This window comes from Maribacter sp., from assembly GCF_039974175.1.
Lineage (GTDB): Bacteria > Bacteroidota > Bacteroidia > Flavobacteriales > Flavobacteriaceae > Maribacter_C.
Genome location: NZ_JBDWJN010000010.1, coordinates 1,422,141 through 1,441,975 on the forward strand (window position 1 = coordinate 1,422,141; position 19,835 = coordinate 1,441,975).

Sequence of the window (19,835 nt, forward strand, 5' to 3'; positions counted from 1 at the left end):
ACTATTTTTTTAAGGTAAAATGAAAAGTAGTTCCCTTACCAACTTCACTATCCAACCAGATTTTTCCTTGGTAGAGATCAATTATTTTTTTTACGATAGAAAGTCCAATTCCTGTGGAACGTTCGTTATTGCCTATGGATTGAAATACCTTGAATATTTTCTCATGATATTCCTTAGGAATACCTACTCCGTTATCGGCAACACTAAATTCCCAATGTGACTTATTTTCCTTGGAACTTATTTCAACAAGGCCGACTTCGCGTTCAATATTCACAACCGCGTTACTGATCAGGTTTTGAAAAAGTTGATGAATTTTGGTTTTATCTACTTTAATACTTGGTAAGGGATTCATAATGTTGATATTCACATGATCGGGCACAAAAATTATTTCACGTATCTCATCAATTACCTCATTGAGGTCAACGACCATATTATCTAAATTGTCATCATTAATACTTGAATATCTAAGTATGCCATCGATTAGGCGATCCATTCCTTCTATCTTCTCTTGAATTTGTTGTAGGTTAAATTTTCCGCTATCATCCAATTTATCACTGTAATCTTCGGTCAACCAAGTAGCCAAGGCACTTATACTACGCAAAGGAGACTTTAAGTCATGTGATACAATATGAGCATACTCTTGTAAACCTTCGTTACTCTTTTCAAGATCTTTTAAAAGCTTCTCTTTCTGTAACTCTAGCTGTTTCTGATTTGTTATATCTAAATGAATACCGATAGATCCAACTACATTTTTGGCATTGTCATAACGAGGTGCGCCGCTGATAAGCCAGTGTCTAAGCTCTCCATTTTTATTTAATACTTCAACTTCGTATGAATCTGACTTACCTGTTACGCGTTTTTCTTGTTTTTCTTCAAAGATATTTTTGTTCCTTACGTTAAGGATATCGGATGCCTTTTTTCCAACTAGCTTATTTTCATCAAAACCACTCATGGTACAAAAACTTTGATTGACCATCTGAATTACATCTTGGTTATCAACCTCAATAAGCCCTAAGTTCATATTCGCTATGATACTGCTATATTTTTCTCTTTCATTTTTCAGTCGTTCTTCCGCCTCTTTTTCCTTTGTAATATCCTCGACCAATGCCACCTGATAATCTATATTTCCTGCTTCATCTTTTACCGCGCTAACTAAGGTTCTAGCAAGCAAATAACTACCATCCTTTTTAAAGTAATTTTTTGTGACTGAGAACTTATCCAATTCTCCACTGTTCATCTTGGCCATTAATTGCTCTGAGTCTTCAAGGTCTTCTGGTGAAGAAATGTTTCTCACATTGTTTTGTATCAATTCATTTTGCGTATATCCTAAAAGTTGTGCAAAAGTGCTATTTACCTTAACCATCTTATCATCTACCACAAGAACAATACCTAATGGAGAGTTTTCAACAATAATATCTAACTGCTTTTTCTGCTCAGAAAGTAATTGTTTAATCTCCATTTCCTGAGTGATATCTCTAACTATACCTTGAGCTGCTATGGGTTTTCGCTCTGCATCATAGATAAGACTGCTGTTTATAAGCACCCATTTTTCCGTTTTGTTCTTTGTCAATATTTTCGCCTGGTAATTTTTTAGTGTACCTACCTCAACAAGTGATTTAAATGATTGAACGGTATATTCTACGAAGTCTTTATGGACGATTCTAGCCAAATTCAGGTTTTCTTTAGCATGATCATATCCTAGAAATTCTTTGGCGGAACTATTCATGTTAATAACATTGAAGTTTAAATCCATCACAACATAGGGGTCTATGATGTTGATAAATACGCCGTCGAGTTCAGATGCTTTTTCACTAAGTAAGTTTTCTAACTTACTATTTGTTTCCTGTAAATGATGGGTAACATCATAAAGCTCCTTAGACTTTTCCTCTAAAATATGTTCGGCCTGTTGACGAGCCTTCTTCTGTCTTTCAAGCGCCTTTTTTAAGAGTACTATTTCTTTGCTATCCATGTTGGACAATATCAAATTTTACTTCGGTGCCGTCTTCCGATAGCAATTGATAGGAAATATCTGCTTTACCATTAAAATGTTCAAATGCCTTTTCCATTAAACCATGGGCTAATCTATATAATCCTCTTGAAGAGGAATATATCATCGAAATAGAAGTATCTGTTTTTTCCAGAATCTTGAAGGTTGGCAGCTCCGCATCAGGATATAACTTTTTTACATGCACATGAATATGATCTTCGATAGAGTATATTAAAGCCAAAGGAGAGGTATAGCTCTGTATAACTTCTGGATGCGCTTTACCCAAACTAGTAAATAGATATAAGCCAAAAGCATAAATCAAATCGCCTGCCGGTAAGTCAACCTCTTCACTAAGACCCGTAATAAGACTTACCATCTCGTTGAATTCATAGGTACCCACTGAAGTGTATATTCCTTCGGAAGGCAAATCAGATTTCTCGATAATATTATCAACGGTTTCGAGACCAAACTCAGCCTCTACCATTTCCAAAAACTCTGTAAAAACAATTCCTTTCATTGATATCTTATTTGCAATAAAAGTAGGAAATGTGTTACAAGGAAAAGAAAAAATGTTGTGAAATGCTTTTTTTTGTTAGCCTTTTACCAACTCGTTCACTTCCCAATAGGCAAGAACTTTTGACAACTTTTCTTGATAGTCCTCGTATTTCAAAGGTTTTATTACGTAGCCTGCTATTCCAATTCTATAGCATTCCAGTAAATCTGCTCTATTTTCAGATGTGGTGAGCACAATTATGGGCAGGTATTTTAGAGTACTATCTTCTTTTAGTATTTGTAAAAATTCTATACCACTCATTCGTGGCATATTCAAATCTAGCAATACAATATCTGGCAAGAGATTTCCCGACCTGAGTTGTTCTAGGGCTTGTTCTCCATTATTTGCTTCTATAATCTTATGGTTCAACGCAAGTTTTGCAACCGTGCGCTGAAGCTTCATAATTTCTATGTTGTCATCTTCAATGAGCAGTATATTCATCACCTGATTATTTCAATTGTGCTCCGCAAAGGTCGCCAATTTTTTAGGCATTAGCACATAAGGTGTAGACGAATGGAATTGAAGTATAGATGAATGCAGCTTATATACAGTTCAATGGAAAAACTTTCCCTTGACCCAGGCCAAACCGGAATGGAATAAATATTTAATCAAATGATAAGCACGGTGACAGATAGCGCAATAGCCAGCAAATGTTAAGGTGTATTGTACATAGCACAGTTGAACTAAACGAATTCAAGAAGACTAGCGTACCCTCTTTTTGAGTTAAAAACTATTTATTTCTAAGGCTACTTTCTTAAAGTTATTCTTGGGCGCATCACAAACCGGACAGTGGTAAGATTCGAATACATCTTTAAAAATAGTACCTGCGGATATACCCGCTTTGGCGTCTCCATATAATTTGTCATATACTGTAAAACAAGATTGGCACTGATACACCAACTGGGTATGCTTTTCACCTTTCTTTTTGGTGGGTTCTTCCTTCGTTACTATTTTACCTAATTGTTCAAAATAGTTTTTACTGAGTTCCATCAAAAGACCCGGAAGTTCAATCTTGTCTACATCTTGTGCATAGGCAAGGTATTTTTGAGTATTTGGATCAAAGTTCTCAAAGTGTAGTACGTTATATGTGGGTCGCACTTCAAAGTCTTTTACAATTGCGGGTGCTGCATTCTTCTCAATAATTACAGAAGCAAAATGTGAACGTTTACCAACATCATTACTGATACCAAAAGTGAGTCCGTAGGTGCTGATATCATTTTGATCAAAACTACGCACCAAGAATTTTTTGAGTTCTAAGGCTTCTATATCATCTACAGGTACATGCCAATTCATTTCCAACTGCGAGTGACGCACGTTTATACCCCATTGCCCTAAAAAGCGTTCAAGTTCTAAACGACTGTCTTTTTTTATTCCTTTTACCACAAAAGATTTCCATGGTGTTATGCATATTTTACCAATACTATTGTCCAAACAAAAACCGCAAAACTCCTTTAAAAAGTCGAGATCGTAGTTGTTGTTGCGCCAATACAAACCCAACCAATACTGGTCAAGCCCCATGCGGTTCATTCCTTCGTAATACGGAAAGGTTGTATACGCAATTTTCAATTCTTTTTCAATGGCTTTGTTATTGGTATCTAGCTTTTTACTAAGTACAAAAAAGAGTTCCTCGACATCTTGAATATCTTCGTATATGGTCTCAATAGCTTGAGAAATTTTGGCAATGTCCCAGGTGTAAATCAATACCGGATAATAGGCCGAACTCTTCCATTGGGGAAGCTTAACATTCAGATACCAATAATCTTCACTTTCAGATGCAACGAAATTTAAATCTCCGCTAAAAATGGGTACTAGTCTTTGTTTTGGATCGGTAATATTGATTTTTAGTTTCGGGTTGTAATCAAAACCTTCAAGAATATAGAGATAAGTAGACCCTTTTAACCAATAGGTCATATCGAATATATCTGCAGAAACATAACTGCAAACAATATTCTGATACTTGCGTTCACCAACAATATCAGTATTGAATTGCGAAATACTTTTCAACTGTGTTTCGTCTGTGGCATTCATTGGAAAAAGTAAATCTTGTCGTGAGCCAAAATGAACTTCCTTCAAACCAGCTGTTTCTAGCATTGAAATGATATCTTTCAATTCGCCAGGTGAGGTAACTCCGCCTCGTATTAATATCCGATGTAAGTCTTCGTTCATAGTTTCGTTTATGCCGGTAGGTTATTCGTTTTCTAAACATTCTCCAGTGCGCCATGGATGCGTTCAGGATTTACTCAGCTTGTAAAGACTATATATGATTAGGCCTCCACTTGGATGAGATTGACTTCCTGCCGTGGTATTGTATTCCCATCTAGCCACATACTTTATCCCTACTATTTTTAATTCAATTGCAGCTGTCCATCTAGTAAGGCTTTCACCTCGGGCTTACAACTGCCACAACCCAAACCAGCTCCAGTTGCGGAGCATAGTTTATTAAAGTCATCACAGCCAGAGGCAATAGCATCTAATACATTACCCTTTCCTACCTGACTACACGAACAAATCAATTTTCCTTTTAGGGGAATTGTATTTGAAGCGCCGCGTAAAAGTTCATTCCTTTTTTCGGAGAGTTCAATTTCTTCTTCTATCAACCGTTTGAATTCTGCAAATTCGTTTTTATCTCCCATTAAAATTGCTCCCTTTAAGGTATCGTCTTTGACAATACATTTCTTATAAAAACGCTTACTGACATCCATTAATAGTATTTCCTCATACGTATTATCGCCATTTGGTGCATTCACCATACCAATACTACATAAGTCTAGATTCTCAAATTTTAGGATATTCATTAATACAGAACCGCTATAGATGCTACTAAAATCACCCAAAATATAATTGGCGGCAATATCTGCCTGCTGTTCTGCGGCGGAAGTAATTCCGAAAAGGGCGTTTTCAAACTCTGCAATTTCACCCAAAGCAAATATTGAAGGGTTGCTTGTTTGTAAATATGAATTGACCGTTACACCACGTCGGGTCTCGAGATTCGATTGTTTCGCTAATTCAATATTGGGTCGGGTGCCAATAGCATAGACGATAGCATTACATTGTATGGTACGCCCTGTTTTAAGGTTGACAAGTAAGGAACTAGCACTTTCCTTTTCTTCAAAAACAGTGCTTACTTCATTATCGAAATAGATATTGATTCCTCGTTCGATAACATCCTCCGCCAACAAGCGACTCGCTACGTTATCTAATTGTCGCTCCATCAATCGGGGAGCGCGTTGTACAATACTGATATTGATGTTTATTTTCTTTAATGCAGCTGCGAGTTCCAGGCCTAATAGTCCTCCTCCAACAATGACTACATGCTGCTCCTCTGCAGCCAACCCAGTTTCTTGTAAATAGTACTTTAGCTTGTCCGCATCACCGCGCTCACGCATCGTAAAACGTCCGGGCATGTCCATTTTTACTTCGCTGGGTACAAAAGCGCGACTTCCCGTAGCCATAACCAACAGGTCATAACTGTGTTCATTTCCATCCGTGTCGGTTACCTTTTTTCCTAGTTCATCAACCTTCGTTATTCCGATACCGGGATGCAAAACAACATTCAACTTTTGAAGTTCTCCTTGTTTTAGTTTTTCAAGAGATTGCCACGACAATTCATCACTCACATATTCTGGTAGCAATACACGATTGTAAAAAGGATCTCTCTCTTTTGAAAAGACATGCAAAGCATCTTTTTGATTTTTCTCGCGATACGATTGTATAAAACGATAGGACGCTGCACCAGCCCCAATGACTATTATTTTCTGTTCTGGCTTTACAAACTTTTCTACCTGAACCGCACAATATTTAAAATCAGGTTCTTTGGAAACTGGGTCGACTCGATCATTCGTAATATTGTTAGCCCGACCAAAATCGTTGTTCAATACTTTACCCCAATGCATTGGGAGAAAAACCATACCATCTCTGATATCGCTAGTGACGTTTACCTTCACCTGCACTTCTCCTCTACGGCTTTTGATCACCGCTATATCACCATCTTTTAGCTTTCGTAGGTAAGCATCAACCTTGTTCATTTCAAGGTAGGGTTGTGGAACATGGGTCAATAGTCGTTTCACCTTACCCGTCTTCGTACGTGTATGCCATTGGTCTCTAACTCTTCCTGTGTTTAAAACCAATGGAAAATCGATGCTCGTAGCTTCAGATGCGTTGTATAGCGTTACTGGCGCATTAAAATGTGCTTGGCCATCATTGGTATGAAAAATAGCGTCAGTAAACAAGCGGGGGGTACCTGGGTGATCGGCATGCGGTACGGGCCATTGAAAACTTCCTTCATTCTTAAGCCGCTCATAGTTGAGCCCGGAAATATCAATATTGGTGCCTTTGGTTAACAAGCAGTGCTCGTCATACACTTCGCTTGCGTTTTTGTAATCAAAACCTTCAAAACCCATGGCTTGTGCAAACCGCCAAAGAATTTCAACGTCTGGTAGTGCTTCAGCTGGTGGGTCAATAACCTTAGGCAAATAGCTGATACGGCGTTCTGAATTGGTCATCGTTCCTTCTTTCTCTAACCAACCTGCGGCTGGTAAGAGTAAGTCTGCGAATTTGGTGGTTTCGGAATTGTGTGATATATCTTGAACCACAACAAACGCTGCATTTTTCAAAGCCCGCTCTACTTTGTGCACATTGGGCATACTTACCACGGGATTTGTACAGATAATCCAAATGGCTTTGAGTTTGCCTTTTTCTAAGGCATCGAACATTTCGGTGGCGGTATACCCAGGCTCAGCCTGAATTTCCTTTCCTCCCCAAAAATCAGAGACTTCTTTTCTATGAATGGGGTTCCCTAAATCTTTGTGGGCTGCCAGTAAGCTGGCCATCCCTCCTACTTCACGACCGCCCATGGCATTGGGTTGCCCAGTAAGTGAAAAGGGGCCACAACCCGCTTTTCCAATTTGACCAGTTAAAAGCGAAATATTTAGAAGAGAGAGATTCTTGGCTACTCCAATTACACTTTGATTGAGCCCCATCGTCCACATACTCAAAAACTTACTGGCTTCACCAATGTACTGCGCTGCCTTACGGATCTCAGATGCCGGAATACCGCACTTTTCAGCTGCTTGACGAATGGAAAGCGAAAAAGCCATTTCTCTCACTGCTTCATAATTTACCGTATGCCTTTTGATAAAATTCTTATCAGTCTTTCGTTTTTCGATTAACCAACGTGCAATGGCATTGAACAGAATCACATCGGTACCCGGCAGAATCTGCAAATGCAAGTCTGCAGCGGCAGCGGTTTGTGTTCTTCGTGGGTCTATAACAATGACTTTTACTTGTGGGTTATCCGCTTTTCGTTGCTCTAAGCGACGATACAAGATGGGGTGACACCATGCAGGGTTGGCTCCTGCGATTAAAAAAGTATCGGCGACTTCAATATCTTCATAGGATATTGGTACAGCATCTTCTCCCACTGTTTTTTTATAACCCACCACTGCCGAACTCATACACAATCGAGAATTGGTATCAATATTATTTGTGCCAATAAAGCCCTTGGTAATTTTATTCGCGAGGTAGTATTCTTCAGTCAAACATTGACCAGACACATAGAACCCCACGCTATCAGGACCATGTTTGGCAATGATACTTTTAAACACGGCGGCTGCACGTTCAAAAGCCGTATCCCACGAAACTCTTTGAAGTGGGTGGTTTCTGCTCCACCGCATTTCAGGGTGTACAATGCGGTCACTGGTATCTTGTACAACATAATTTAAATTGCGCCCTTTAGAGCACAACTTGCCTTTATTCACAGGGTAGTCTTTATCGCCCGTTACCGCAATGGACCCTTTGGTATCGACAGCAACTTCAATACCACAACCCACACCACAATAGGAACAAATAGTCTTTTCTGTTTTCTTTTTTTGCATAACTTACCCTTCGATGTTTCCATCAAATATGAATAAGCAAATTAGAAAAATACGTACAATTACTTAGTTAGAATTTCGTAATAGTAGGCATATATTTTGGGGGAATGATAATTATTTCAGTTTAGAATTGGCGTTTAAGAAATTGCAATAGCCAGGCTGATATGTAATATGGTCTAAACTAGATTAAACTCTTGCGCCTTTTTAGAAAGGTCCATCAAATTTTTGACTTCCATTTTACGCATTAAATTAAAGCGGTGTGTTTCTACCGTGCGTTTGCTGTTTTGTAATTTTTCGGAGATTTGTTTATTGGTAAGACCAGATAAGACCAACTCCAACACCTGAATTTCTTTATTGGTCAGATCAAAGGGTTTGCTGGTTCGGGTATCACTTTTTGGGCTTTCGGTACTTTTCTTAGTCGGGTTCAATAGGTTATTGACCAATACATTAGAGATATCTCCGCTATAATATTTACCGCCCTCTTGTACCGCATGAATGGCTTTGATGAATTCTACCTTACCAGTATCTTTTAGCAAATAGCCTTTGGCGCCAGCTGCCACAGACTGCAGAATATATTCCTCTGAATCATGCATTGAGAGTATGATACATTTCACGGCTGCATTTTCAGCACTTAGCTTTTCTACTGTTTCAATGCCCGTCATGTTCGGCATACGAATGTCAATGATCAGAATATCAGGGTTTTTCTCATGTACTAGCTTGACTGCTTCTAAACCATCGGCCCCTTCGCCAATAACCTCTAAATCAGCCTCACTTTCTAACAAGGCACATATACCATCGCGTACCAAAGAGTGATCGTCTACTAAAACTATGCCGATTTTGTTCAAAATTTATAGAAATATAAGTAGTTATACGTACAAAGATAGGGTTTGAAGTTGGAAGTTTGATGCAGGAGGCACGAAGTTAAGTGTTCGGTGTACCTAAGTTCTCGACTCCGCTCCAACGACAGTACGGATATTGTAGCGTGACAGATGAAGTAAGACAGAAGTTGAATTTGTACTAGAGTTTGAACTTCAAAGGCTACCACAACCCCCACGGGTCATGATAGCCAATCGAAGCAAAGCGCTAAAACTATCTTACTTCTTGGGAGTAGTATTTAGAAACTTTGGTTTCATCGTTAGCTGAACCCACGCCCAGTTTTGCGTGCCTGCAGCTAAATCTTCCGAAACGCCTTTCAATTCGTACATGCCATCATTCGCGAACATTTGTGAATAGCCTATGGCGAGTGCGTAGCCTTTGAATTTTTTAGTGAATACCAAATCTATTTCCGTTCCCAGCGATTTTTCTCCACTTGCCAATTCTTGCTCCCCACTAAAATTCAGTACTTTGACCAAAAGACTTGATGTTTCACCAAGGGTAAACTTGGCACTGGCATGAATATCGAATAAGCCAATGGAATTGGCGTGATTACCCACATAAAAATAATCCATAAAGCCATTGAACTTATGATTGGTACCAAATAGGGGAAAGAATGCTCCTGTTTCACTTGCAGCGCCGTCATTACCGCTGATCACTTCCACACCAAGGCCAAAATTGACCTTTGAGGTTGCCGCATAGTTTACATCAAGCCCCATTAAATAAGCCCCTTTTACATCTACCTGACCTTGTCGTTCACCTGTTTGGATAAACGCATTTAAGGTAGCTCCAAAACTCCCTTTCTTAAAATTCAAATGTGTTCCTATGGTTTGCAAATTGCTTACCCCATCGGCCACGCGGGCATCACCTTCTCCTGTAAAATTCTGAAAGCCATTGTTCAACAGCAATAGGCTTCCAGACAGATTACTCCATTGCTGTTTCAAATAGGCATACTGCATGGTTTTATAAGTAAAAAAACCACTGGTGTTGTAGGCGGTACCTATAGATTGAAATCCGGTTGGATTATCAAAATCTTGACTGAAAGCCAGACCAATATCTAGCATGAATTTATCTTTTTTATATTTTAAAAGTCCGGCATCATGGTTACGTGCTTGTTGCGCCCAATCTAGTCCGCCAAAAATACGTTGGTCATCATAGGAAAGTACTTGGCGTCCTAACTTTGTTGACCATCCTTTTCCAAGATTGATATTTGCCCAAGCCTCGAAAACCGCAAAGGAATCGTTTTGGTCATCGGGCAGAATTTGTCTATTTTCTCCCCAGACCAGTACATCTTGTAGACTCACATAAAACTGATACGAGTCAAAAGTATAGCCAGTGTTTAACCTTACCCTTGTAGACACAGCAAAACCCGCGTCTGCGGCATCGGGAATAATACTACCAAAACCATTGCGATATTCGGTTCTTGGCTTGAATTGGCCATCTAATGTGAATTGTGCGAAGGTGAATGTAGTGCATAGCAAGGCTAGAACAACTACAAAGTGTTGTTTTTTCATAATCTAAGTTTTTACTAAAGAATTTGTGTTAAACTTGGTTTTTAATGTTCTAAAAAGTCAATCAAGTGTTTTCTATAGGCATAGTAATTGTCGTGTTCCAACACTGCTTTTCTGCTCCTCGGACGTTCAAATTTGATATCTAGAATATCTCCAATTTTCGCTCGTGGGCCACTAGTCATCATTACAACACGATCTGCCAAAAAAATAGCTTCATCAACATCATGGGTAATCATTACGGCGGTAATTTTTTCCTTGTTCCAGATTTCTATCAGAATGTCTTGCAGTTCTCCACGGGTTAAAGAATCTAACATTCCAAAAGGTTCATCGAGTAACAAGACTTTTGGCTTAATTGCAAAGGCTCTGGCAATGCCAACACGTTGCTGCATGCCCTGCGATAATTCGATGGCTTTTTTATCAAAGGCACCATCAAGGCCAACTTTATGTAAGTAGTATTTAGCAATATCTTTACGCTCCGATTTTGTAGCGTGCGGAAAAACCTGGTTCACACCCAACAAGACATTTTCTAAAGCAGTCATCCAAGGCATTAAACTAGGAGATTGAAAAATCACTCCTCTATCGGGTCCGGGGCCTTTAACCGGGTTTCCTAAAACGGCAATATTACCTCCTGAAATCGGATTCAATCCTGCAATCATAGAAAGCATGGTCGTCTTGCCACAACCAGAATGCCCAATAATAGTTACGAATTCTTCCTTCATTATCTGAAGATTTAAATCTTCAAGCACAACATAATCGCCTTTTGGTGTAGGATACACCTTCTTTAATTTTGACAAATCTAACATCACTTTAGAGGGGAATAGGATTCCGTTTTCTGAAGCTGTTTTTTCTATAGTTGCAGTACTCATGATTTTCTTTTTTATTAGGCTACAAAACTTTTCGGTGCTATATCAGGAAGCACGTATTCCTCACGGGAAACCGATTTGCGCGATTCGCCAATATCCATCAGGTATTCAATTATGGCATTCCGTGTCTTCTTGAAATTCGGATTGTCATTCAAAGCCGTCTTATCTCTAGGCCGGTCAATGTCAATTTTAAACTCCGGACCAAGTGTTGCGTTCGGCCCAGGTTTTAAAGGAATAATACGGTCAGCCATGTAAATACCTTCATCGACATCATTCGTAATCAACAAAGCCGTACGCTGGTCTTTACTCCAAATATTCAAAATCTCATCTTGTAGATTACCCCGTGTTAAGGCATCTAAAGCACCCAAAGGCTCATCCATTATTATCATCTCAGGGTTCATCGCTAGCGCCCTTGCCACGGCCACCCGCTGACGCATTCCTCCAGACAATTCTTTAGGCCTTTTGTTCATCGCTGGGGTTAAACTTACCATATCGACATAGTCTCGCACCCTTTGTTGTAGCGCCTTTTTACCCTCTTTTGGAAAAGCTTCTTTGACCGCCATATAAACGTTCTGCCCAACGGTTAACCAGGGCAACAACGAATAGTTTTGAAAAATTACCCCTCTTTCATGACTGGTGTCAACAACAGGTTCTCCTTTAAACAGAACCGCTCCACTGGTTGGCTTTAGCAACCCGTTTATCAGATTGACTAAAGTTGTTTTACCACTACCGGTAAAGCCAACTATAGCAACGAATTCTCCTTCCTCGATCTTGAGATTGATATCAGAAAGTACCTCGGTAGCGTGCTCTCCTTCACCGTAAGTTTTATTTATGTTATTTAGTTCTAAGTATGCCATTATGCTGCGTATGAGTTCAGAGTAGTATAGTTCATTTCCTGGTATTATTTCGTGTTTCGCACTTTTTCAAACGCCTTCATTTTTATTAAAGGAAACCATATTCTGAACAGTTAGCATCAGTCTATCTAGTAAGAAACCTATAATACCGATAATGAACATTGCTACAATAATCTTAGCGTTCGAATCGTTGGCTCCGTTTTGAAATTCCTCCCAAACAAAAAGCCCTAAGCCTTGGCTTTGGGCAAGAAGTTCAATGGCAATTAAAACCATCCAAGCAACCGAAAGGGTAATTCGCAATCCAGTAAAAATCAATGGTAAAGAAGAAGGTAAAATCACCTTAAACACCTTTTGAAAGGTGCCTAGTTTTAAAACTTTGGCAACATTAATATAATCTTTGTCTACCGAAGAAACGCCCATTGCTGTATTGACGAGTGTGGCCCACATGGCACATAAGCCTACGCTTATAAACGAAATCACAAAGGCATTGTCTGAACTATCGCCGATATACAAAGTCTTTACAATCATAAATACCAACAAGTACCAGACAACGGGAGATACCGGTTTAAAAACTTGAATAAACCAGTTAAATGCACTGCGTAAAGAGGGACTCAAACCAATTATGATTCCGATAGGAACAGCTATTAATAATGCCAATAAAAAGCCCGCGAACACCGTTTTGATACTTGTTAAAACAATATCAACGAAAGAAGCACGACCGGTATAGACAATTGCCGCTTTACCTTGCGCAACTAACTTTGAATTTGTTTCAGCCATCTTTTCGGCGAAGGCCGCCTTGTCTGCTGTAATTACTTTATGGTCTGCAATCAGTGATTTTAATGAACGCCACACTTGAGCCGGAGAAGGCAGTGTATTCGGCTGACAACTACTGTCACCCGATTCGATACAAGCTCGTTCTGCTTCGGCAGCTGCCTGCCCTTGCTCGCTTAGCGCCTTTTCAATCTTATAGTCCGCTTCTTTGTTATAAAGCGCTTCAGAGCCCAAGTGCCATAAACCTAAGAACAACAAGATGGAGACTATAGTAATTCCTGTTTTCTTTAGGGAGTGCAGCATATCTTCCTTTTGAAACTTTGGTGTAAGTTTCGTTATGAAAGGCTTTAAAAATGCCAACCCTTGCCCCTCTTTCTTTAATGTGATTTCTTGTTCCATGCTAGTTCGTTTTGCTTCGATTAGGATAGTAGGTTTTCTTAGTCTTTATTGCCGATGGAAAAACTATTGATATAACCAATAGGATCTTTAGCATCAAAGGGCGTACCGTCAATGAAATCAGTTGTAGCGGGCTTATACCCATCTGTATCAGGAATATCGGTTGTGGGAATTTGTCCTTCAGCTACTAAAAGATCTGCAGCCTTTTTCCAAATATCTGGGCGGTAAATATCTTTAATAGTTTCACCATACCAATCTGCTGTTTTAGTCTCCGGAATTTGGCCCCATCTACGCATTTGGGTTAAGAACCAAATACCATCAGAATAGAAAGGATAGGTTGCATTGTATTTATAAAAGACATTGAAATCGGGCATTTGACGCTTATCGCCTTTTTCGAATTCGAAAGTTCCTGTCATAGAATTGGCCAATACTTCTTCAGGAGCCCCAACATATTGTGACATCGAAAGAATCTTAACCGCCTCTGCGCGATTTGTTGGTTCATCTAACCATTTACCCGCGCGAATTAAAGCTTTGGTTACTGCAATGGCTGTATTCGGATTGTCGTCGACAAATTTTTTCGTCATTACAAAAACCTTTTCCGGATTGTTTTTCCAGATATCATAATTTGTAGTTACTGGAACTCCAATACCTTTAAAGACCGCTTGTTGATTCCAAGGCTCACCAACACAATACCCATAGATCGTACCTGACTCTAAAGTGGCAGGCATTTGAGGAGGAGGGGTAACTGAAAGCAAAACTTCGGCATCTATTTGACCTTGAACATTTGCAGCAGTATACATACCGGGGTGAATTCCTGCAGCAGCTAACCAATAGCGAATTTCATAGTTGTGTGTTGAAACAGGAAATACCATGCCCATTTTAAAGGGTCTACCGCTATTTTTATATTCTGTAATTACGGGTTTTAAGGCATCTGCCTTAATGGGATGTATGGGTTTCCCATCTTCTCCTTTCGGTACATTGGGTTTCATTTTAGCCCAAACGTCATTGGAAACGGTAATCCCATTTCCGTTTAAATCCATAGAAAAAGGAGTTACCAATTGTGCCTGTCGTCCAAATCCAGCGCCAGCGGCAATAGGCTGTCCGGCCAGCATATGCGAACCATCTAATTGCCCATCAATCACACGGTCTAAAACATTCTTCCAATTCGACTGGGCTTCAACAGATACAAAAAGCCCCTCGTCTTCAAAGAAACCTTTTTCCTTGGCAATCGCCAAAGGAGCCATATCTGTAAGTTTTATAAAACCAAATTTCAATTGCGGTTTTTCTATATCTAGTTTTTTGGTTTTTGAAGCAACCGTTTCCGTAGTTGCTTCCGTTGTTTTTTTGGTATCCTTGCCACCACAAGCCACCATGAAAAGGGCTATCGATAGAAAAATAGATGTTTTAAAGATTAGTTTCATATGCTATAAGTTTATATGGTTATACTTGTTCTAACAATTCAAAAGTACGTACAAATACGTATTTATACGTATTTACAACGCTAATTATGTGTTAGCATACGTATTTTTATGAGGATGAGACTAAGTATCATCTAAAAATTGTGAATTGCGAAAAAAGAGCTAGTGAAATTGAAGAATTCAAATTTTCTTAGGAAATAAAAGGAATGACTTTAGCGCTAACGTCACTTCACTATATATTAAAGTAAGGTCTTCTTTACCTATAAGCCAGAATGAAGCACACGCTGTACTTCTTCGTCAAAAAAGGAAGGGTGTTCAGCGACCACATTTCCAATAACTACAATTCCTGGTTGAGTGATATCGATACTATTGCGATACCTATTTATTGTACTTAAGGTAGCGACTGTGCAGCATTCGTTTTTCAGGGTTCCGTTTTGAATGACTGCTATAGGTGTTTCCGAGCTCCTATATTCACTGACCTTAGCAACGATTTCTTGAAGCTTTCGAATACCCATTAAAACAACCATTGTTGCAGCAGATTGAGAGGCATATTTTAAATCTGTAGAAAAAGTACCGTCGCGTTTTGTAGCTGTCATTACCCAAAAACTACTGCTTACTCCCCGACCCGTCATCGGTATTCCCTGACTAGACGGAACCGCCAATGCACTTGATATTCCCGGTACAACTGATACAGGAATTCCGAAAGACTCAACATATTCGATCTCTTCTTGCGCTCTGCCAAACACAAATGGATCTCCTCCCTTTAGGCGCACTACATGCCCGTATTTAAATGCCATTTCTACAATTAATATATTGATGTCGGTTTGTTTAAACGAATGCTGGCCATATCGTTTTCCTACGTATATTCTGGGTATTGCATCATCAACTTGCGAAAGCAACTCTTTACTTACCAGAGCGTCATGAAGTATGATATCAGCTGATTTCAGTACCCTCAAACCCCTTATTGTTATTAGGTCTTCGCTTCCTGGCCCCGCTCCCACTAGGCTCACTTTTGATTTAATTCCTCGCTGCATATCGATATCCTATTTATTGTCTGATTATCAAATTCACAACAAGAGTACGTATTTATTTTCATATAAGCATATAAAAAATACGTATTTATACTTATTTTTGTTTTTCTAAATCGAAGCATATGCAAACTATAATAGTTGTTGGAAACGGTATGGTTGGTTATAAGTTCTGCGAGAAATTTGTAGCTCAAGCCGATAGCACAAGATTCAAACTCGTCGTTTTCGGAGAAGAACCAAGAGTTGCCTATGACCGCGTTCACCTGAGTGAATTTTTTGAGGATGGCGATGCGGAGCGTTTAAGTCTAGCTCCGAAAAGCTGGTATACAGAAAATAGTATTGAACTATTTACCAATGAGAGGGTTTCTGAAATCAATAGAGCAACTAAAACGATTACTACCACCAAAGACAGGACCATGATATATGACCGATTGGTATTAGCCACCGGTTCTGTTCCCTTTGTACCTCCTATACGTGGTGTAGAAAAGCAAGGTGTTTTTGTATACCGTACCATTGAAGATTTGGAGGAGACCTCAGCCTACGCAGATACAGTGAAAGGAGGGAAAGCTGCCATTCTTGGAGGTGGACTATTAGGCTTGGAAGCAGCTAAGGCCGTAATGGATATGGGCCTTGAGCCCCATGTAGTGGAATTTGCACCAAAATTAATGCCGCGTCAATTAGATAGCAGAAGTAGTAAAGTGCTACAGGGAAAATTGGAATCAATGGGTATCAACATACACTTAAGCAAAGCCACCAATCAAATTCTTGGGAACGAAAAAATTACTGGAATGGAATTCGGCGAAGACGATACTCTAGCGGTAGATATGCTGGTCATTTCAGCAGGAATACGCCCCCGCGATGAATTGGGAAAAAGTGCGGGATTAGAAATGGGCACACGTGGTGGTATTGTCGTCAATAATAAAATGGAGACTTCAGACCCCAATATTCTAGCAATTGGTGAGGTTGCTCTATACAATCAAATGATTTATGGTTTGGTCGCTCCTGGCTACGAAATGGCACAGGTAGCGGTTGATCAAATTCTGGGAAAAGAGGAAACTAAAATGGCAAGTGAAATAGACATGTCTACCAAGTTAAAACTTATCGGCGTTGATGTAGCGAGCTTCGGAACGCCCTTTATGCCCGCCGATAAAGGACATTCTATCATTTTTGAAAACAAGACAGAGAGCCTCTATAAACGCATAAATGTTTCACACGATGGAAAAAAGTTATTGGGAGGAATTCTAGTTGGAGAGGCCAATGATTATAATATGTTGCTTCAAATGTATCAGAATGAGATGCCCTTACCTGAGCATCCGGAAGCCTTAATTATTGGCAGTCGCGGAGAAGGCGATGCATCTTTTGGTAACGCAATGGATTTACCAGACACTGCGGTTGTATGCTCTTGTGAGGCGGTTTCAAAAGGTGCTATTTGTTGTTCCGTTTTGGAAGATGGAAATGAAAATCTCAAAGCTGTAGCCAAAGCCACCAAAGCCGCCACCGGATGCGGTGGTTGCAAACCTATGGTCGAAGACTTAATTACCGAGAGTTTGAAAACTTTAGGAAAAACAGTTAAAGTGCAGATTTGTGAACACTTTGCATATTCGCGCCAAGAACTTTTCGATATCGTAAAGCTAAGAGGTGTTCAAGATTATAATGCATTACTAGACCTGGTAGGAACGGGACACGGTTGTGAAGTTTGTAAACCCGCTGTTGCGGCCATTTTTGCCAGTATTTACAACGAAACTGCGAACAAACAAAATACCATTCAAGATACCAATGACCGTTATTTAGCAAACATACAGCGCAACGGAACCTATTCGGTTGTACCCCGGGTTGCAGGTGGTGAAATTACTCCGAAACAACTCATGGCCATGGGAAGAATTGCTCAGAAATATGATCTTTACACCAAAATTACTGGCGGTCAGCGAATTGATATGTTCGGGGCGAAATTGCATGAGCTTCCTTTAATTTGGGAAGAACTCATCAAAGAAGGCTTTGAAACTGGTCAAGCCTATGGAAAATCACTACGCACGGTTAAAAGCTGCGTAGGTTCCACCTGGTGCCGTTACGGAATGGATGAAAGTGTCAGTTTTGCGGTAGAAATCGAAAACCGTTACAAAGGCATTCGTTCACCACATAAATTCAAAGGAGGCGTTTCGGGTTGTATCCGCGAATGTGCCGAAGCAAGAGGAAAAGATTTTGGTTTTATTGCTGTAGAAGGCGGATGGAATGTGTACGTGGGTGGTAATGGAGGAGCAAATCCGAAACACGCCATCTTGCTTGCCGAAAAGGTAGATAAGGCTACCGCCATCAAATATGTAGATCGCTTTATTATGTTCTATATTAAAACAGCACTCCCCCTTCAACGAACCGCTCCATGGCTAGAAAAATTAGAAGGTGGCATTACCTATTTACAAAATGTAATCATTAATGACTCCCTCGGAATCGTTGAGGCACTAGATACCGAAATGCAGGCCTTGGTAGATTCTTACCAATGCGAATGGAAAGAAGCAGTAGAAACTCCCGAAATACGCGAACGTTACACCCATTTCGTTAATTCGGAAGAACCTGATGACAACATAGAATTTGTATCACTTAGAGCCCAAAAAATGCCGAAAGAATGGGTGTAAAAACAAAGAAATTGCAGCATTTAGACCCTTCTAAGGAAGTGGTTATAAATCGCATAAAACTCAAAAATGACAACACTACATCTAAACACATACGAAACTGTAAAAACAGCAGACGTAAAAGTCTGGTTTAAGGCCGCGGAAGCATCTAAATTCCCTAAAAATGGAGGTGCTTGTATCAAATACAAAGACAAACAAATAGCCATTTTCAATTTTACCCGAGAAGGCAGATGGTATGCCTGTCAAAATCTTTGCCCCCATAAAATGGAAATGGTGTTGTCGAGAGGAATGATTGGCGATGAAAACTTAGAACCAAAGGTAGCTTGCCCCTTGCACAAGAACAACTTCTCTTTAAAAACCGGGCAACATCTCAACGGAGACTTAAAGGCTATTGCTACCTACCCAGTTAAAACCTTAGATGGTTTTGTGTATATAGGCTTTTCTGAATAGCTTTGACCAAATTCCTATCGCATGGCAACCGCTCATAACATTAAGCGCGCATTTCAACTTTTTGACAATGCCAATCGAGAAGACCCGAATACAGAAGTGTTTGAAGGCAAAACACATGCAAAAGAACTATTGTATGCCCAACGAATGACGGAACGCTTAAGCATTTTTGCTCCTGATGCTTCCGAGGCTTTACAACTAACAGCGCGTTGCCAACATATTTGTCGCTGGGAGATCGCTCGAGATACCTATGACATGAATCGAGAAGGGTATCTGCGATGGCGACAGGCATTGAAAAAATTCCATGCTGCGAAAGCAGCTAGCATTTTAGAAAAAGTAGGCTATTCAAAAGAAGTAATCAATCAAGTGCAATTTCTGCTAGAAAAGAAGCATTTAAAAAAGAATGAGGAAACTCAAACTTTGGAAGATGTTATTTGTTTGGTGTTTTTAGAATATTATTTTGAACCATTTGCTGCGAAACATCCTGAAGAAAAAACCATCGCTATTTTACGAAAAACATGGCGAAAGATGTCTGATAAGGGCCAAACAGCTGCGCTGAAGCTACCCCTTTCCGAAAGCGCTCTTCAACTCGTATCTAGGGCGATTAATGCTTTATAAATTACCTTAGCAAAAAGCA

At 39.7% G+C, this 19,835-nt stretch carries 15 protein-coding genes; 3 read left to right on the forward strand and 12 right to left on the reverse strand.

Features of this window, described 5'->3' with window-relative positions:
- Position 1 precedes the first annotated feature (1 nt).
- The 12 genes from ABJN95_RS15420 to cobA form a co-directional block, all read right to left on the reverse strand.
- Positions 2–1,969: a PAS domain S-box protein gene (locus ABJN95_RS15420; protein ID WP_348371536.1), complete on the reverse strand. Its 1,968-nt coding sequence runs from the start codon at positions 1,967–1,969 to the stop codon at positions 2–4.
- Positions 1,962–2,504, reverse strand: a complete 543-nt coding sequence (locus tag ABJN95_RS15425; protein WP_348371538.1) for a heme NO-binding domain-containing protein — start codon at positions 2,502–2,504, stop codon at positions 1,962–1,964. The genes ABJN95_RS15420 and ABJN95_RS15425 overlap by 8 nt, the downstream gene beginning before the upstream one ends.
- Positions 2,505–2,579: 75 nt before the next feature.
- A complete protein-coding gene (locus ABJN95_RS15430) occupies positions 2,580–2,981 on the reverse strand; it encodes a response regulator (protein ID WP_348371539.1) in 402 nt (133 codons plus the stop codon).
- Positions 2,982–3,263: 282 nt separating this feature from the next.
- A complete protein-coding gene (locus ABJN95_RS15435; RefSeq protein ID WP_348371541.1) occupies positions 3,264–4,706 on the reverse strand; it encodes a rubredoxin in 1,443 nt (480 codons plus the stop codon).
- Positions 4,707–4,885: 179 nt separating this feature from the next.
- The gene (locus ABJN95_RS15440; protein WP_348371543.1) at positions 4,886–8,413 is read right to left on the reverse strand and encodes a molybdopterin-dependent oxidoreductase; all 3,528 of its coding nucleotides are present in this window, start codon (positions 8,411–8,413) and stop codon (positions 4,886–4,888) included.
- A gap of 173 nt (positions 8,414–8,586) precedes the next feature.
- A complete protein-coding gene (locus tag ABJN95_RS15445; RefSeq protein ID WP_348371765.1) occupies positions 8,587–9,258 on the reverse strand; it encodes a response regulator transcription factor in 672 nt (223 codons plus the stop codon).
- Between the two features lie 246 nt (positions 9,259–9,504).
- A complete protein-coding gene (locus tag ABJN95_RS15450) occupies positions 9,505–10,797 on the reverse strand; it encodes an alginate export family protein (RefSeq protein WP_348371545.1) in 1,293 nt (430 codons plus the stop codon).
- 41 nt (positions 10,798–10,838) lie between these two features.
- Complete coding sequence (locus ABJN95_RS15455; RefSeq protein WP_348371546.1) at positions 10,839–11,660, reverse strand: ABC transporter ATP-binding protein; 822 nt, start codon at positions 11,658–11,660, stop codon at positions 10,839–10,841.
- Between the two features lie 14 nt (positions 11,661–11,674).
- Positions 11,675–12,514, reverse strand: coding sequence for an ABC transporter ATP-binding protein (locus tag ABJN95_RS15460; protein WP_348371548.1), 840 nt, complete (start codon positions 12,512–12,514; stop codon positions 11,675–11,677).
- A gap of 66 nt (positions 12,515–12,580) precedes the next feature.
- Entirely contained in the window at positions 12,581–13,681 is a 1,101-nt protein-coding gene (locus tag ABJN95_RS15465; protein WP_348371550.1) for an ABC transporter permease, read from the reverse strand.
- 38 nt (positions 13,682–13,719) lie between these two features.
- On the reverse strand, positions 13,720–15,099 hold the full coding sequence (locus ABJN95_RS15470; RefSeq protein WP_348371551.1) for a CmpA/NrtA family ABC transporter substrate-binding protein: 1,380 nt from the start codon (positions 15,097–15,099) through the stop codon (positions 13,720–13,722).
- 257 nt (positions 15,100–15,356) lie between these two features.
- Positions 15,357–16,130 (reverse strand): uroporphyrinogen-III C-methyltransferase, encoded by a 774-nt coding sequence (gene cobA, locus ABJN95_RS15475; RefSeq protein ID WP_348371553.1) that lies wholly within the window; start codon positions 16,128–16,130, stop codon positions 15,357–15,359.
- Positions 16,131–16,249: 119 nt separating this feature from the next.
- Here cobA and nirB point away from each other — a divergent pair, with 119 nt between their 5' ends.
- From nirB to ABJN95_RS15490, 3 genes are all read left to right on the forward strand, one after another.
- On the forward strand, positions 16,250–18,754 hold the full coding sequence (gene nirB / locus ABJN95_RS15480; RefSeq protein ID WP_348371554.1) for a nitrite reductase large subunit NirB: 2,505 nt from the start codon (positions 16,250–16,252) through the stop codon (positions 18,752–18,754).
- Between the two features lie 66 nt (positions 18,755–18,820).
- Complete coding sequence (gene nirD, locus ABJN95_RS15485) at positions 18,821–19,201, forward strand: nitrite reductase small subunit NirD (RefSeq protein ID WP_348371556.1); 381 nt, start codon at positions 18,821–18,823, stop codon at positions 19,199–19,201.
- 21 nt (positions 19,202–19,222) lie between these two features.
- Positions 19,223–19,816, forward strand: a complete 594-nt coding sequence (locus ABJN95_RS15490; protein ID WP_348371558.1) for a DUF4202 domain-containing protein — start codon at positions 19,223–19,225, stop codon at positions 19,814–19,816.
- Positions 19,817–19,835 lie beyond the last annotated feature (19 nt).